The organism is Streptomyces sp. NPDC006296 (assembly GCF_040613235.1).
In the GTDB taxonomy this organism is placed as follows: Bacteria; Actinomycetota; Actinomycetes; order Streptomycetales; family Streptomycetaceae; genus Streptomyces.
Window position 1 is genome coordinate 1 of sequence record NZ_JBEXRT010000074.1, and the last position, 14,072, is coordinate 14,072.

At 71.1% G+C, this 14,072-nt stretch carries 16 protein-coding genes; 12 read left to right on the forward strand and 4 right to left on the reverse strand.

The window, feature by feature from the left end:
* Both ABZ172_RS29620 and ABZ172_RS29625 read left to right on the forward strand, forming a co-directional pair.
* The coding region (locus ABZ172_RS29620) for an RDD family protein (RefSeq protein WP_356888369.1) at window positions 1-907 on the forward strand (907 nt) is incomplete at its 5' end.
* Between the two features lie 87 nt (window positions 908-994).
* A complete protein-coding gene (locus ABZ172_RS29625) occupies window positions 995-1,648 on the forward strand; it encodes an RDD family protein (protein WP_356888371.1) in 654 nt (217 codons plus the stop codon).
* 11 nt (window positions 1,649-1,659) lie between these two features.
* Here ABZ172_RS29625 and ABZ172_RS29630 read toward each other — a convergent pair whose 3' ends face one another.
* Complete coding sequence (locus tag ABZ172_RS29630) at window positions 1,660-1,950, reverse strand: hypothetical protein (protein ID WP_356888373.1); 291 nt, start codon at window positions 1,948-1,950, stop codon at window positions 1,660-1,662.
* 401 nt (window positions 1,951-2,351) lie between these two features.
* Between ABZ172_RS29630 and ABZ172_RS29635 the strand changes: the two genes are divergently transcribed.
* Both ABZ172_RS29635 and ABZ172_RS29640 read left to right on the forward strand, forming a co-directional pair.
* Complete coding sequence (locus ABZ172_RS29635) at window positions 2,352-4,751, forward strand: immune inhibitor A domain-containing protein (protein ID WP_356888375.1); 2,400 nt, start codon at window positions 2,352-2,354, stop codon at window positions 4,749-4,751.
* A 122-nt stretch (window positions 4,752-4,873) separates the two neighbouring features.
* Window positions 4,874-5,218 carry a hypothetical protein gene (locus tag ABZ172_RS29640; protein ID WP_356888377.1) on the forward strand — a complete coding sequence of 115 codons (345 nt, stop codon included), beginning with the start codon at window positions 4,874-4,876 and terminating at the stop codon, window positions 5,216-5,218.
* Window positions 5,219-5,435: 217 nt separating this feature from the next.
* Here the strand turns inward: ABZ172_RS29640 and ABZ172_RS29645 are convergent, their stop codons facing one another.
* Window positions 5,436-6,020 (reverse strand): isochorismatase family protein, encoded by a 585-nt coding sequence (locus ABZ172_RS29645; RefSeq protein WP_356888379.1) that lies wholly within the window; start codon window positions 6,018-6,020, stop codon window positions 5,436-5,438.
* A 228-nt stretch (window positions 6,021-6,248) separates the two neighbouring features.
* A complete protein-coding gene (locus tag ABZ172_RS29650) occupies window positions 6,249-7,577 on the reverse strand; it encodes a nicotinate phosphoribosyltransferase (protein ID WP_356888381.1) in 1,329 nt (442 codons plus the stop codon).
* A gap of 79 nt (window positions 7,578-7,656) precedes the next feature.
* Between ABZ172_RS29650 and clpS the strand changes: the two genes are divergently transcribed.
* From clpS to ABZ172_RS29685, 7 genes are all read left to right on the forward strand, one after another.
* The gene (clpS, locus tag ABZ172_RS29655) at window positions 7,657-7,974 is read left to right on the forward strand and encodes an ATP-dependent Clp protease adapter ClpS (RefSeq protein ID WP_356888383.1); all 318 of its coding nucleotides are present in this window, start codon (window positions 7,657-7,659) and stop codon (window positions 7,972-7,974) included.
* 43 nt (window positions 7,975-8,017) lie between these two features.
* Window positions 8,018-8,605, forward strand: a complete 588-nt coding sequence (locus ABZ172_RS29660; RefSeq protein ID WP_356888385.1) for a DUF2017 domain-containing protein — start codon at window positions 8,018-8,020, stop codon at window positions 8,603-8,605.
* Between the two features lie 352 nt (window positions 8,606-8,957).
* Window positions 8,958-10,388, forward strand: a complete 1,431-nt coding sequence (locus ABZ172_RS29665) for an amino acid permease (RefSeq protein ID WP_356888387.1) — start codon at window positions 8,958-8,960, stop codon at window positions 10,386-10,388.
* A 128-nt stretch (window positions 10,389-10,516) separates the two neighbouring features.
* Window positions 10,517-10,951 (forward strand): M67 family metallopeptidase, encoded by a 435-nt coding sequence (locus tag ABZ172_RS29670; RefSeq protein WP_356888389.1) that lies wholly within the window; start codon window positions 10,517-10,519, stop codon window positions 10,949-10,951.
* A gap of 119 nt (window positions 10,952-11,070) precedes the next feature.
* Window positions 11,071-11,184 (forward strand): putative leader peptide, encoded by a 114-nt coding sequence (locus tag ABZ172_RS29675; protein WP_356888391.1) that lies wholly within the window; start codon window positions 11,071-11,073, stop codon window positions 11,182-11,184.
* 111 nt (window positions 11,185-11,295) lie between these two features.
* Window positions 11,296-11,574 (forward strand): MoaD/ThiS family protein, encoded by a 279-nt coding sequence (locus tag ABZ172_RS29680; RefSeq protein WP_356888393.1) that lies wholly within the window; start codon window positions 11,296-11,298, stop codon window positions 11,572-11,574.
* On the forward strand, window positions 11,574-12,524 hold the full coding sequence (locus ABZ172_RS29685; RefSeq protein WP_356888395.1) for a cysteine synthase: 951 nt from the start codon (window positions 11,574-11,576) through the stop codon (window positions 12,522-12,524). The genes ABZ172_RS29680 and ABZ172_RS29685 overlap by 1 nt, the downstream gene beginning before the upstream one ends.
* Before the next feature lie 87 nt (window positions 12,525-12,611).
* On the opposite strand, the gene ABZ172_RS29690 is transcribed toward ABZ172_RS29685, so the two are convergent.
* On the reverse strand, window positions 12,612-13,082 hold the full coding sequence (locus ABZ172_RS29690) for a type II toxin-antitoxin system PemK/MazF family toxin (protein ID WP_356888397.1): 471 nt from the start codon (window positions 13,080-13,082) through the stop codon (window positions 12,612-12,614).
* 174 nt (window positions 13,083-13,256) lie between these two features.
* On the opposite strand from ABZ172_RS29690, the gene ABZ172_RS29695 reads away from it, so the two are divergent.
* Window positions 13,257-14,009 (forward strand): MBL fold metallo-hydrolase, encoded by a 753-nt coding sequence (locus tag ABZ172_RS29695; RefSeq protein WP_356888399.1) that lies wholly within the window; start codon window positions 13,257-13,259, stop codon window positions 14,007-14,009.
* Window positions 14,010-14,072: the final 63 nt, after the last annotated feature.

The window sequence follows — 14,072 nt, forward strand, 5'->3', positions numbered from 1 at the left end:
TCCAGAGCGGCAGGTCGTCCGGGTGCAGCAGGATCGGCGCACCGGTCGCGTCGGCGAGGGCCGGGGCCGCGTCGACGTGGTCGTTGTGCGCGTGGTGGCGCCCGCCGCACCCGCGCTGCCGGCTCCCGCACGGTCCGCCGCCCCCGCGCTGCCCGCCGCGCCCGCCCCGTCGCCGGTCCCGCCGCAGGGGCTGAACGCACCGCAGCCCCCGGGCCCCGGCGGCGCGGCCCCGTCCTGGCCGCAGCAGGTCCACCAGCTCGCCCGGCCCGCGCCGGCGCCGCTCCCCGGGCCGCCCCTGCCGCAGCAGCAGAGCCCGGTGCCCGCGCAGCACCAGGGACCCGGGCCCGAGCAGCAGCAGCCCGTGGTGCCCTGGAAGCCCCCGGTGGACGACCCCTTCCAGCAGCTCGCCAGGTCCCAGGCCGCCGTCCGGCCCGCGGCGCTCGGCCGGCGGCTGGTGGCCCGGCTCCTCGACACGGTCGTGCTCGGCGCGGCCGTCGGCGCGGCCGGCGTCCCGCTCGCCACCCGGGCCCTGGACCACATCGACCGGAAGATCGACGCGGCGAAGATGTCCGGTGAGACGGTCACCGTCTGGCTCCTGGACTCCACCACGGCCTGGCTGGCCGGCGGGGTGCTGGCGGCCTTCCTCGTCCTCGGCTTCCTCCTGGAGGCCGTGCCCACCGCCAAGTGGGGCCGCACGCTGGGCAAGAAGCTGTGCGGGATCGAGGTGCGGGACATCGAGTCCCACGACGCACCGGGTCTGGGAGCCGCGCTGCGCCGCTGGCTGGTGTACGGGGTGCTGGGGCTGCTGGCCGTCGGCGTGGTCAACGTCCTCTGGTGCCTGGTCGACCGGCCGTGGCGCCAGTGCTGGCACGACAAGGCCGCCCGCACCTTCGTGGCGGGCGGCTGACGGTCCGTACGCCCATGGGCTGACGCCCCGTCCCCCGAAGGGACCTCAGCCGTTGCGGGCCTTCGCGGGCCGGGGTGCACTGCCCCCATGAGCAACGAACCGCCGCCCCCGCCGCCCGACGACGACCCCTTCGCGAAGCGGCCGCCCCAGGGGTCTCCGCCCCCGTCGAGCGGTTCGCCCTACGACAGCGCGCCGCCCCCGCCGCCGCCGCCGAACGACTCGTACGGCGGCGGAGGTCCCTACGGCGGTGCCGATCCGCTGGCCGGGATGCCGCCGCTCGCCGAACCGGGCAGGCGGATCCTCGCGCGGCTGATCGACTTCCTCATCATCTCGATCCCGCTGTACCTGATCTCGCTGCCCTTCGGCGGCGCGGTCGACGTGACGGACAACGGCAACGAGGACTTCGGCAACGCCGTGGGCAACGCCTACTCCGGGCACCAGCTCGTGTGGTCGCTGATCGCCCTGGTGCTGTACGTCGGCTACGACACGTACTTCACCCACAAGGACGGCCGGACGCCGGGCAAGCGGCTGCTCAAGATGCGCGTCGCGATGCTCAACGACGGCTCGGTCCCCGACACCAGCTCCTCGCTGATGCGTGCGGTCGTGCTCTGGGTCCCGGCGCTGCTGTGCTGCCCGTGCCTGTGGTGGCTCATCAACATCGTGCTGATGTTCACGGACAAGCCCTACCGGCAGGGTCTGCAGGACAAGGCGGGCAAGACCGTCGTCGTCAGCGCCGGGTGAGCGGCGGGCGTTCAGCGGCGCAGCGAGTGCTCACCGACGCGGCGCCGCTGAGCGGCCGCGATCTCGATGTCCTCGATCGTGCGGTGCGTACGGGCGGTGGTGGGCGGTACCGCCGGCTTCCGCTCCGGCCGTGTGCGGGCCGGCAGGGACAGGGCCACCAGCAGGCCGAGCACCATCGCCGCGGTGCCGACGGCGGCGACCCCGAGGCCCGACTCCGTGCGGAACAGCAGCAGCAGGGCGAGGGCGGAGACGACGACGGTGGCCGAACCGTAGGAGAACTGTGCAGCAGTCGGACGCGGCATGGCGGAATCCGTCCTCGGGGCGTCGGATGGGGCGTCGCCCGGCCCGTTCGTACGGCCGACCGACTCTACGACGGTGGATGCCCGTGCGGAACCAGCAGTAAGCGTGCCCTTACGTCCGGTACCGGTGCACGGGGGGCGCACGGAGTCACGCTCTCCGCGATGCCGTCTCCCGGCGCGCCGGTCGGCCACCCGGCCGAACGGATGCCCCGTCAGTCCCGAACCGGACGCACGTCCGGATAACGGAAGAGGGCACCCGCATAGTGCACTTGGTATGTGCAAGTCAAGATCTGTCTTTTCTCTCATAACTCCGATCGAATGTCGTCACTTGTGACGCGTTCAACGCGCGCGGCCCGCCATCACCCCCTGGCCGCGGACGCGAACGCCGGGGAGGACTGCTTCAAGTGACAACTCAGAGACGGGCGCTCCGCGCAACCGCCGTCGCCGTGTGCTTCGCAGCCACCGCAGCGACGGGCTCCGCCTTCGCCACGGCGCAGGCGGACGACAGGGCACCGGTATCCGGTGCCACCACCGTCGACCGGCGCGACCCCGCGCCGGCCAAGGCGCACGAGCACGACCTGGAAGGCCCTTTCAGCAAGGAGCAGGACGCCCGGCGTCAGGCCGCGCTGGAGCAGGTCCTGTCCGGTGACAAGCAGGTCAGCGCCAAGGGCGGTTCCAAGGTCGTCAAGCTCGGCAAGAGCAAGTACGTCGAGCTGGGCCGGGAGAAGACCGACAAGATCTTCACCATCCTCGTGGAGTTCGGCGACCAGGTCGACGACACCACGATGTTCGACCCCGACGGCGACGGCCCCAAGCCGCCCGTCAAGAAGTACGGCGGCACGCCGGGCCCGCTGCACAACGAGATAGCCGAGCCCGACCCGGCGAAGGACAACAGCACCGCCTGGCAGGCCGACTACGACCAGGCCCACTTCCAGGACCTCTACTTCGGTCAGGGCAAGGGCAAGGAATCGCTGAAGACGTACTACGAGAAGACGTCCTCCGGGCGCTACTCCGTCGACGGCGAGGTCTCCGACTGGGTCAAGGTCCCCTACAACGAGGCCCGCTACGGCTCGAACTACTGCGGTTCGACCAACTGCGCCAACGTCTGGGACGCGGTCCGCGACGGCGTCAACGCCTGGGTCGCCGACCAGAAGGCCAAGGGCCGTACCCAGGCCGAGATCAAGGCCGACCTGGCGGAGTACGACCAGTGGGACCGCTACGACCACGACGGTGACGGCGACTTCAACGAGCCCGACGGCTACATCGACCACTTCCAGCTGGTCCACGCCGGCGAGGACGAGTCCGCGGGCGGCGGCGCCGAGGGCACGAACGCCATCTGGGCGCACCGCTGGTACGCCTACGGCACCAACGCCGGTGCGACCGGCCCCGAGGGCAACAAGGCCGGTGGCGCCGAGATCGGCGACACGGGCATCTGGGTCGGCGACTACACCGCGCAGCCCGAGAACGGCGGCCTGGGCGTCTTCGCCCACGAGTACGCCCACGACCTCGGCCTCCCGGACCTCTACGACACCTCAGGCGGCGGCGAGAACTCCGTCGGCTTCTGGTCCCTGATGTCGGCCGGCTCCTGGCTGGGCACCGGCGACGGCCAGATCGGCAACCTCCCCGGTGACATGACCGCCTGGGACAAGCTCCAGCTCGGCTGGCTCGACTACGCCACGGCCCGCGCCGCGACGAAGTCGACCCACAAGCTGGGTGTCTCGGAGTACAACACGAAGGACAAGCAGGCGCTCGTCGTCGAGCTGCCCGAGAAGGAAGTCACCACCACCGTGACGAAGCCCGCCCAGGGCGCGAAGCAGTGGTGGAGCGACATGGGTGACGACCTGTCGAACACCCTGACCCGCTCGGTCGACCTCACCGGGAAGACGTCCGCCTCGCTGGACCTGTCCGGCTGGTACGACATCGAGGCCGACTACGACTACCTCTACACCGAGGTCTCGGACAACGGCGGCACCAGCTGGACCGCGCTCGACGGCACCGCGGACGGCAAGGCCATCCCGCGCGACGCCAGCGACAAGCCGGCCCTGACCGACGTCTCCGGCACGGTCAAGAAGCTCTCGTACCCGCTGGACGCCTACGCGGGCAAGAAGATCGACCTGCGCTTCCGCTACCAGACGGACGGCGGCGCGGGCGGCAAGGGCTTCACCGCCGACGCCATCACCGTCACCGCCGACGGCGCCGCGGTCTTCACCGACGACGCCGAGGGCGACGACAACGGCTGGACCGCCAAGGGCTTCTCGCGCATCGGGGAGTCGTTCACCAACGACTACCCGCAGTACTACATCGCCGAGAACCGCCAGTACGTCTCGTACGACAAGACCCTGGAGGTCGGCCCGTACAACTTCGGCTTCTCCGCCACCCGTCCGGACTGGGTCGAGCACTACGCGTACCAGAACGGCCTGATGGTGTGGCTGTGGGACACCTCGCAGAAGGACAACAACACCTCGGTGCACCCCGGGCAGGGTCTGATCCTCCCGGTGGACTCCCACGCCAAGCCGCTGAAGTGGACCGACGGCTCGCTCCTGCGCAACAAGATCCAGCCCTTCGACGCGCCGTTCAGCTGGTACCCGAACAAGGGCTTCACGCTGCACAACGCGGACGTCCCGGTGAAGATCAAGCCGTCGCTGGGCGTCCCGGTCTTCGACGACCGCAAGGGCACCTACTGGTACGAGGAAAACCCGACAGGAAGTGTCAAGGTTTCTGACACGAACACCCGGATCACCATCGTCAACGAGCCGCTCAGCGGCTCGACGATGACCGTGAAGGTCGGACCCTCGGCCAAGTAGTCGACAAAACCGCAGGTCACAGCATGATCGGCCGTCGCCCTCTAGCGGGCGGCGGCCGATCGTGTTTAGGTGCGTCCTACCGGATTCTTATTGACACGAAGTCTTACGGGGGAGCGCGAAGCATGGCAGGCGGAGGTTTCTGCAGGTTGCCCAACGGCACCGTGGTGGTGGCACTGACCCTGAACGACCCGGCGGGCGGAGCGGGCCCCGGGGAGCAGGTGCGGGTGCTGGTGCACGCCGTGAACCGGCCGCGCGCCCTGACCCGGCTGCGCAACCTCGGGATGCGCGCCGTCTACCTCCGGGGGAACGCCCAGCCGCCCACCCCGGACGAGGTCACGGCGGTCCTGCACCACCCGGACGGGCTGCTCTGGCGCACCGCGCCCCAGACCGGCCAGGAGCTCTGGCACCCGATACGGGCGCTGCTGGGCTCCGCCGGGTACGCGGGCCCGGCCCGCCCGGCGGCCTGAACCCGTCCGGCGGCACGGCCCTGCGGCACGGAGCGGCCTCGGCGCGGCACGGCGGCAGGACACGGGCCGCCGCGGCTCGGCGGCACGGCGCACCGCGGTCCCGCGGCCCGGGCTCGTCCGGGCGGACCGGCGGCCCCGAGGTGTCGGCCCTGTCCCGCTCCGCGGGCTCCCGGCGCCGTCCCGTGAGGTCCAGCCCGCGCGGGTCCGCCGCGCGGGCTCAGACGACCGGCTTGCCCGACAGCTCCACCCCGGCGGAGCGCATCTCCTCCAGGGCACGGGCCGTGCTCGCCTCGGCGACCCCGGCCGTCAGGTCCAGCAGCACGTGCGTGGCGAACCCCTCGCGGGCGGCGTCCAGGGCGGTGGCCCGCACGCAGTGGTCCGTGGCGATGCCGACGACGTCGACAGCGGTGACGGACCGGTCGCGCAGCCACTGGGCGAGCCCGGTGCCGTTCTCGTCGACGCCCTCGAAGCCGCTGTACGCGGCGGTGTACGCCCCCTTGTCGAAGACGCTGTCGATGGCACCGGAGGCCACCGCGGGGGAGAAATTGGGGTGGAAGCCCACGCCCTCCGTGCCGGCCACGCAGTGCGGCGGCCAGGAGTGCGCGAAGTCGGGGGCCGGGGAGAAGTGGTCACCGGGGTCGATGTGGTGATCCCGGGTGGCCACGACGTGGCGGTAGCCGGACCGGGCCTCGCCGATCAGGTCGGTGATGGCGGCGGCGACATCGGCACCGCCCGCCACCGCGAGGCTGCCGCCCTCGCAGAAGTCGTTCTGAACGTCAACGACGATCAAGGCGCGATGCATGGCGGTCGTCCTTCGGTGGGGGTTCGACGTGTTCTGTGGACCGGTGCGACCGGTGTGCCACCGAGCCTAGGGAATCGGCGCACCCGACGGGAGGGGGTGCACGCATCGGCTGTGCTCCCTCCGGCACGCCCGGGGGTCCCGGACCGGTGCCGAGGGGTGCGGCGGGCGGCCCGGCCGGTGACCGGGGACCCCGGGCGGACGGGCCTCACGCGCGCACCCCGCGGGGGTTCAGGCGTACTCCGTCGGCAGGACCGGCTCCCCGCGCGACAGCTGCATCGCCGACATCGGCAGTCCGGCGCGCGCCGCGATGTGCCGCTCCCGGGCGGCCTCCAGCGGCTCCCGGGCGACCACCTCGCCGCCCCTGACCAGCTCCACCAGCAGCTGCCGGTCCTCCAGGTCCGCCGGGACGTCGCCGGTGCCGACCACCTCGGCCTCGGCCACCCCGTGCGCGTCCAGCCGGCGTGCCGCCCACTTGCGGCCGCCCCGCGAGGACTTCGCGCCCAGTGACTTCTTGACCACCGGCAGCAGCGGGTCGGCCGGATCGGCCGACCCCGCGCGCGCCACCAGCTTGTAGACCATGGAGCACGTCGGGTGACCGCTCCCGGTGACCAGCTGGGTGCCCACCCCGTAGGCGTCCACGGGGGCGGCGGCCAGCGAGGCGATGGCGTACTCGTCCAGGTCGGACGTCACCACGATCCTCGTCCCGGTGGCGCCCAGCTCGTCCAGCTGCTGCCGCACCCGGTGCGCGACGAGCAGCAGGTCGCCCGAGTCGATCCGCACGGCCCCGAGCTCCGGGCCCGCGACCTCCACCGCGGTCCGGACGGCCTCGGTCACGTCGTAGGTGTCCACCAGCAGGGAGGTCCCCCGGCCCAGCGAGTCCACCTGGGCCTGGAACGCGTCCCGCTCGCTGTCGTGCAGCAGGGTGAAGGCGTGCGCGCTCGTCCCGACCGTCGGGATGTTGTAGCGGAAGCCCGCGGCGAGGTCCGAGGTGGTGTGGAAGCCGCCGACGTACGCGGCGCGGGCCGACGCCACCGCCGACAGCTCGTGGGTGCGCCGCGCGCCCATCTCGATGAGCCGGCGGCCCCCCGCGGCGGCCGACATCCGGGACGCCGCGGCGGCGATCGCCGAGTCGTGGTTGAGGATCGACAGGATCACGGTCTCCAGCAGCACGCACTCGGCGAAGGAGCCCTCGACCCGCAGCAGCGGCGAGCCGGGGAAGTAGACCTCGCCCTCCGGGTAGCCCCAGATGTCACCGCTGAAGCGGTAGTCGGCCAGCCAGTCGACGGTGGCGGCGTCCACGATGTGCTGGTCGCGCAGGAAGGCGAGCATCTCCTCGTCGAAGTGGAAGTTCTCCACCGCGTCGAGCACCCGCCCGGTGCCCGCGACGACGCCGTAGCGCCGCCCCTCGGGCAGCCGGCGGGTGAAGGCCTCGAAGACGGAGCGCCGGTCCGCCGTGCCCGCCTTCAGTGCGGCCTGCACCATCGTGAGCTCGTACTGGTCGGTGAAGAGTGCGGTCGACGGCACACCGACCCGTCGCCCAAGGTCCGCTGAGTTCATGCCAGGGATGCTACTCCCTATTCGTCAAAGTGACGAGATGGGGGCGTCGTTTGTGCGCGGGACCCTCTCTGGTGGCAGCATGGGACAGGTGAGCGTTGCTTCCCCCGTAGAGATCGAACGTCCCGAACCGGCCGAGGAGGCCTTCGCCGTCCCCGAGCCCGATGTTCCGTGGGTGACGCTGGTGCACAACGACCCGGTGAACCTCATGAGCTATGTGACGTATGTCTTCCAGGCCTACTTCGGCTACTCCAAGGACAAGGCGCACAAGCTGATGCTCGACGTCCACCAGAAGGGCCGCGCGGTCGTCTCCAGCGGCAGCCGCGAGGAGATGGAACGGGACGTCCAGGCCATGCACGGCTACGGGCTCTGGGCCACGCTGACCCAGGACCGCAACTGACCCACCACCGCTGCCCTCCGTCCGACCCACCACCGGAGAACTCATGGCCGGCCACTTCGAGGCCACCCCAGGCGGCGGCGCGTCCGTCGCGCTCGACGAGGTCGAGGTCGCGATCCTGCGCTCCCTCGCCGTCCAGCTGCTCGAACTGATCGGCCCCGGCGACGAGCCGGCCGAGGGCGAGGACCCGCTCGCCGCGCTCTTCGCCGAGGGGCCGAGCGAACCGCCCTCCGATCCGGCCCTGGCCCGGCTCTTCCCCGAGGCCTACGGCGATGCGGACAAGGAGCTGCGCGAGGCGTCCGCCGAGTTCCGCCGGTTCACCGAGAGGGACCTGCGCACCCGCAAGCGCGACGACGCCCTCGCGATGGTGCGGTCGCTCGACGCGCTCGCGCCCGTGCCGGACGACGGCACGGTGCTCTCCCTCACCACCGAGGAGTGCCGTCACTGGCTGGGCTCCCTCAACGACCTCCGGCTCACCATCGGCACCCGCCTGGAGGTGTCCGACGCGGACGAGGGCCAGGAAGGGTCGCTCTACCGGCTCCCCGACGACGACCCCCGCAAGCCGATGGTCATGGCCTACCTCTGGCTCGGCGCGCTCCAGGAGACTCTCGTCGAGACGCTGATGCCCGGCTGAGACCCGACCGGGGCCCGCCGGGATCCGGAGGGCCGCGCCCGCGCCGCCCCGGGGTGCGGGTTCGCTCAACGGATGCTCAAATCCGAATAACGATCCAGTCACCGGAATGGCGTTCTTTGCGGCGCCTGAAAACGCTTGTCCGCTTTTTCCTGTGGCGTGCGCCACATAATGTCCGTCGATCACGCCCGGCGGCCGTGATAGATCTTCACGACCGCCCGGGGACGTCACCCCTGTCCCCGGGGGCGCTACAGGCCGGCCGAACGCCGGCGGCACTCCATCCATATCCGGGGGGATCAGGACCTGATCCGACGCCGACGGCGGCGCGGATCGGCGTGGAGAAAGGCGCACCACCATGACATCGGCGCAGGTCGACAACGGACAGGCGGACGGCCCCGAGGCCGTCGACGCCCCGGCGGGCGAGGGCTACCAGCGTGGCCTGGGAGCCCGCCAGATCCAGATGATCGCCATCGGCGGCGCCATCGGCACGGGGCTCTTCCTCGGTGCGGGCAAAGCCATCGACCGGGCGGGTCCCAGTCTCATCCTGGCCTACGCCATCGCAGGCCTGGTCATCTTCTTCATCATGCGCGCCCTGGGCGAACTCCTCATGTACCGGCCGGTCTCCGGTTCCTTCTCGGAGTACGCACGCGAATTCCTCGGCCCTTTCTTCGGATTCGTGACCGGCTGGACGTACTGGCTCTTCTGGGTCGTCACCGGAATCACCGAAGTCACCGCCGCCGCCACCTACATGACCTATTGGTGGGACATCCCGCAATGGCTGTCGGCCCTGGTGTTCACCGTCATCCTCTACGGCGCCAACCTCATCTCGGTGAAGCTCTTCGGTGAACTCGAATTCTGGTTCTCGATGGTCAAGGTCACCGCGATCCTCGGCATGATCCTCATCTGCGCCGGAGTGCTCACCGTCGGCTTCTCCGACGCCGGTGACACCGCGACCGTCGCCAACCTGTGGAACGACGGCGGTTTCTTCCCCCAGGGCATCGGCGGCACGCTGATGACCCTCCAGATCGTGATGTTCGCGTTCCTCGCCGTCGAGCTCGTCGGCGTCACCGCGGGGGAGTCCAAGGACCCGAAGACCGTCCTGCCCAAGGCCATCAACACCGTGCCGTGGCGCATCGCCGTCTTCTACGTCGGCGCGCTGATCATGATCCTCTCGGTGGTCCCCTGGAGCACCTTCAAGCCGGGCGTCTCGCCGTTCGTCGCCGCGTTCGAGCAGATGGGCCTCGGCATCGGCGCCGCGATCGTCAACTTCGTCGTGCTCACCGCCGCGCTCTCCTCCTGCAACTCCGGCATGTACTCCACCGGGCGCATGCTGCGCGACCTCGCGGTCAACGGCCAGGGCCCCAAGGCCTTCACCCGGCTGACGAAGAACGGCCTCCCGCTGATCGGCACCACCTTCTCCGCCGCGCTCATGCTCGTCGGCGTCTGGATCAACTACCAGTGGCCGGGCGACGCGTTCAACTACGTCGTCTCCTTCGCGACGATCTCCGGCATGTGGGCCTGGATCATGATCCTGATCTGCCAGATCCGCTTCCGAGCCAAGGCCGACCGCGGCGAACTGCCGCAGTCCAGCTTCAAGGCCCCCGGAGCACCCTTCACCAGCTGGTTCGCCCTCGCGTTCATCGGGCTCGTCATCATCATGATGGCCATCGACAAGGACGCCAGGATCTCGCTGTACTGCGCACCGCTGTGGGGCCTCATCCTGGGCGTCTCCTACCTGGTGCTCCGGTCCCGCAACCCCGACAACAAGGCCTTCGCCAAGCGCTGACCCGCGCGACGGCGGCCCCGGGACACCGCCGCCCCAACGGTGCTGTCCGGCATCCGGGCCCCCGCGTACCACTCCTCGGTACGCGGGGGCCCGGACGCCTGTCCGCGGCCGGTCCTATCCTGGGGCGCATGCTGACCCTCACCCAGGAACTCCACGACCGGATCGTCGCGCACGCCCGCGCGGACCACCCCGACGAGGCGTGCGGCGTGGTCGCCGGCCCGGCCGGGACGGACCGTCCCGAACGCTTCGTGCCCATGCTCAACGCCGCGCGGTCACCCACGTTCTACGAGTTCGACTCCACGGACCTGCTGAAGCTCTACCGCGAGATGGACGACCGCGACGAGGAGCCGGTGATCATCTACCACTCCCACACCGCGACCGAGGCCTACCCCTCCCGCACCGACCTCACGTACGCCAACGAACCCGGCGCCCACTACGTCCTGGTCTCCACCGCCGACACCGACGACGCCGGTCCCTTCCAGTTCCGCTCCTACCGCATCGTGGACGGCGGGATCACCGAGGAAGAGGTCCAGGTCGTCGAGGCCTACCCCACCGCCGCCTGACGCGCGGGGGCGGCCCAGGCACCCCGCCGCCCCACCGCCCGTCCGCATGGCGAACGCTCACCATCCACGATGTGGGATCACACTCCGGGAACCGGGTCGGGAATCGATACGATGAGCGCATGGTTCCCCATGACGTGAGCGACAAGACGCCGGGCATGCTGCTCGTCGCGCGGCTGCACGTCGACCTGTGCAGGCTCTCCAGCGCGATGTGTCGGGCTGCCGCCTGCCCGTGAACCGCCCGGCCTGAGCCGCGGTCCGAGCGCCACCACGTACGCACCACCCCCGCGCGGGTGCACAGACGCGTGCCCCACGCCACCTCCCCGCTTCCGACAGGAGCCCACGCCATGGCCATCGAGGTCCGCATCCCGACCATCCTCCGCACCTACACCGACGGCGCCAAGGCCGTCGAAGGCAACGGGAAGACCCTCGCCGACCTCCTCACCGACCTGGAGACCCGCCACACCGGCATCCGCGAGCGCATCGTCGACGGCGACCAGCTGCGCCGCTTCGTGAACGTCTACCTCAACGACGAGGACGTCCGCTTCCTCGACGGCATCTCCACCGAGCTCACCGACGGCGACAACGTCACCATCCTCCCGGCCGTCGCCGGCGGCATGCGCTGATGCGGTACGACTCCCCGCTGGCGGCCGTGGGCAACACCCCCCTCGTCCGCCTCCCGCGGCTGTCCCCGTCCGAGGACGTCCGCATCTGGGCCAAGCTGGAGGACCGCAACCCCACCGGCTCCATCAAGGACCGCCCCGCACTCCACATGGTCGAGCAGGCGGAGAAGGACGGCCGGCTCACACCCGGCTGCACCATCCTCGAACCCACCAGCGGCAACACCGGCATCTCGCTCGCCATGGCAGCCCGCCTCAAGGGCTACCGCATCGTCTGCGTCATGCCGGAGAACACCTCGCAGGAACGCCGCGACCTGCTCACCATGTGGGGGGCCGAGATCATCTCCTCCCCGGCGGCGGGCGGCTCCAACACCGCCGTCCGCGTCGCCAAGGAGCTCTCGGCCGAGCACCCCGACTGGGTGATGCTCTACCAGTACGGCAACCCCGACAACGCCGGCGCCCACTACGCCACCACCGGACCGGAGATCCTCGCCGACCTCCCCTCCCTCACGCACTTCGTGGCCGGCCTCGGCACCACCGGCACCCTGATGGGCGTCGGCCGCTACCTCCGGGAGAACAAGCCCGACGTCAGCATCGTCGCCGCCGAACCCCGCTACGACGACCTCGTCTACGGCCTGCGCAACCTCGACGAGGGCTTCGTCCCCGAGCTCTACGACGCCTCCGTCCTCACCACCCGCTTCTCCGTCGGCTCCGCCGACGCCGTCACCCGCACCCGCGAGCTGCTCCAGCAGGAGGGCATCTTCGCGGGCGTCTCCACCGGCGCCGCGCTGCACGCCGCCATCGGCGTCGGACGCAAGGCCGTCAAGGCCGGCGAGTCCGCGGACATCGTCTTCGTCGTCGCCGACGGCGGCTGGAAGTACCTCTCCACCGGCGTCTACACCGCACCCACCACGGAAGCCGCCATCGAGACCCTGCACGGCCAGCTCTGGGCCTGACGGACCCTCGGACGGCCCCGGCGCACCGGCGGCCGGACACCCCGGGAGGCGCGGGACGGGACACCCCGTCCCGCGCCTCCCGCGCGTTCACCCCAGACCGCGCACCCGCCCCCACACCCCCGGATCCAGCTCGCCCGCCTTCCGGCGGAACCCCGACAGTGCCACGTCCCGCAGCTCGTCCGTCTCCAGGTAGCTCTGCCGGCCCCGCGCGTCGCCCACCGAACCCGACGGCAGCGCGATCACCCCCGGCCGCTCCTCGTGGTGCTTACTGGTGATCTTGGCGACGACCGCCGTACCGCCCCGCACCGACAGCACCAGACACGGCCGGTCCTTCGACCCCGGCCCGTCCTCGAACGGCACGTCCGCCCACCAGATCTCCCCGGGCCGCGGCGCACCGTGCGGCCGCCCCTTCTTCCGCTCCGGAGCACGGCCCGGCGGACGCGTCCGCCCGCCCGGACGCCGCGGACCACACCCGCCCCGGCCCCGCGCGTCGGAGACCGTCGCCACGAGAGCCAGCAGGACAACGACGGCCAGTGCCGCCCACCACCACGTATTCATGCCCCGACCGTACCGGCGCGCCGGACGGACCCCGGTCTTCCATCGAACCGGTGACACCACAGGTGAGTTCCCCCACAACGGCAGGCCGTGGAGGCGCGACCGGTGGTTTCGCGCTTTACGCTCGACGGACCGCACGAACCCTCCCCGCTCCCACGTCTCGGAGGTTCACGCTCCATGAAGCTCACCGTCGTCGGCTGCTCCGGCTCGTTCCCGTCACCGGGTTCGGCATGCTCGAGCTACCTCGTAGAGGCCGACGGCTTCCGGCTGCTCCTCGACATGGGCAACGGCGCCCTGGGCGAGCTGCAGCGCCATGCGGGTCTCTACGACCTCGACGCCATCTTCCTCAGCCACCTGCACGCCGACCACTGCATCGACATGTGCGCGTACTTCGTCGTCCGCTACTACCGCTTCGACGGCGGACGCCCCGCCGCCCTCCCCGTGTACGGCCCGGAGGGCACCGAGCAGCGGCTCACCACGGCCCACGCCGACACCCCGTCCGACCGGGCGATGAGCGAGGTCTTCGACTTCCGCACGCTGAAGTCCGGGTCGTTCGACATCGGGCCCTTCTCGGTCCGCACGGAGAAGCTCCGCCACCCCGTCGACACCTACGGCATCCGGATCGAGCACGGCGGACGCGTCCTCACCTACTCCGGCGACACCGGCACCTGCGAGGCACTGGCCGAACTCGCCGACGGCTCCGACCTGTTCCTCTGCGAGGCGTCGTTCGTCCACGGCAAGGAGGACATCCCGGACCTCCACCTCAACGGCCGTGAGGCGGGCGAGTACGCCGCCCGCGCCGGAGCGGGACGCCTCGTCCTCACCCACATCCCGCCCTGGACGGACGCCGACCGCAACCTCGCCGACGCCCGCGAGGTCTACGACGGCCCGGTCGAGCTGGCCGCCCCCGGCGCGGTGTACGAGGTCTGACGGACCGGGTCACCGTACGGCGAAGCCCCGTTCACTCCGCGCGGAGTGAACGGGGCTTCGCCG

What these genes read in the sequence shown, in the direction of transcription:
- ABZ172_RS29625 (WP_356888371.1), top strand. Translation starts at nt 995, where the DNA reads ATGAGCAACGAACCGCCGCCCCCGCCGCCCGACGACGACCCCTTCGCG.
- ABZ172_RS29630 (WP_356888373.1), bottom strand. Translation starts at nt 1,950, where the DNA reads ATGCCGCGTCCGACTGCTGCACAGTTCTCCTACGGTTCGGCCACCGTC.
- ABZ172_RS29640 (WP_356888377.1), top strand. Translation starts at nt 4,874, where the DNA reads ATGGCAGGCGGAGGTTTCTGCAGGTTGCCCAACGGCACCGTGGTGGTG.
- ABZ172_RS29645 (WP_356888379.1), bottom strand. Translation starts at nt 6,020, where the DNA reads ATGCATCGCGCCTTGATCGTCGTTGACGTTCAGAACGACTTCTGCGAG.
- ABZ172_RS29650 (WP_356888381.1), bottom strand. Translation starts at nt 7,577, where the DNA reads ATGAACTCAGCGGACCTTGGGCGACGGGTCGGTGTGCCGTCGACCGCA.
- clpS (WP_356888383.1), top strand. Translation starts at nt 7,657, where the DNA reads ATGGGACAGGTGAGCGTTGCTTCCCCCGTAGAGATCGAACGTCCCGAA.
- ABZ172_RS29660 (WP_356888385.1), top strand. Translation starts at nt 8,018, where the DNA reads ATGGCCGGCCACTTCGAGGCCACCCCAGGCGGCGGCGCGTCCGTCGCG.
- ABZ172_RS29665 (WP_356888387.1), top strand. Translation starts at nt 8,958, where the DNA reads ATGACATCGGCGCAGGTCGACAACGGACAGGCGGACGGCCCCGAGGCC.
- ABZ172_RS29670 (WP_356888389.1), top strand. Translation starts at nt 10,517, where the DNA reads ATGCTGACCCTCACCCAGGAACTCCACGACCGGATCGTCGCGCACGCC.
- ABZ172_RS29675 (WP_356888391.1), top strand. Translation starts at nt 11,071, where the DNA reads ATGGTTCCCCATGACGTGAGCGACAAGACGCCGGGCATGCTGCTCGTC.
- ABZ172_RS29680 (WP_356888393.1), top strand. Translation starts at nt 11,296, where the DNA reads ATGGCCATCGAGGTCCGCATCCCGACCATCCTCCGCACCTACACCGAC.
- ABZ172_RS29685 (WP_356888395.1), top strand. Translation starts at nt 11,574, where the DNA reads ATGCGGTACGACTCCCCGCTGGCGGCCGTGGGCAACACCCCCCTCGTC.
- ABZ172_RS29690 (WP_356888397.1), bottom strand. Translation starts at nt 13,082, where the DNA reads ATGAATACGTGGTGGTGGGCGGCACTGGCCGTCGTTGTCCTGCTGGCT.
- ABZ172_RS29695 (WP_356888399.1), top strand. Translation starts at nt 13,257, where the DNA reads ATGAAGCTCACCGTCGTCGGCTGCTCCGGCTCGTTCCCGTCACCGGGT.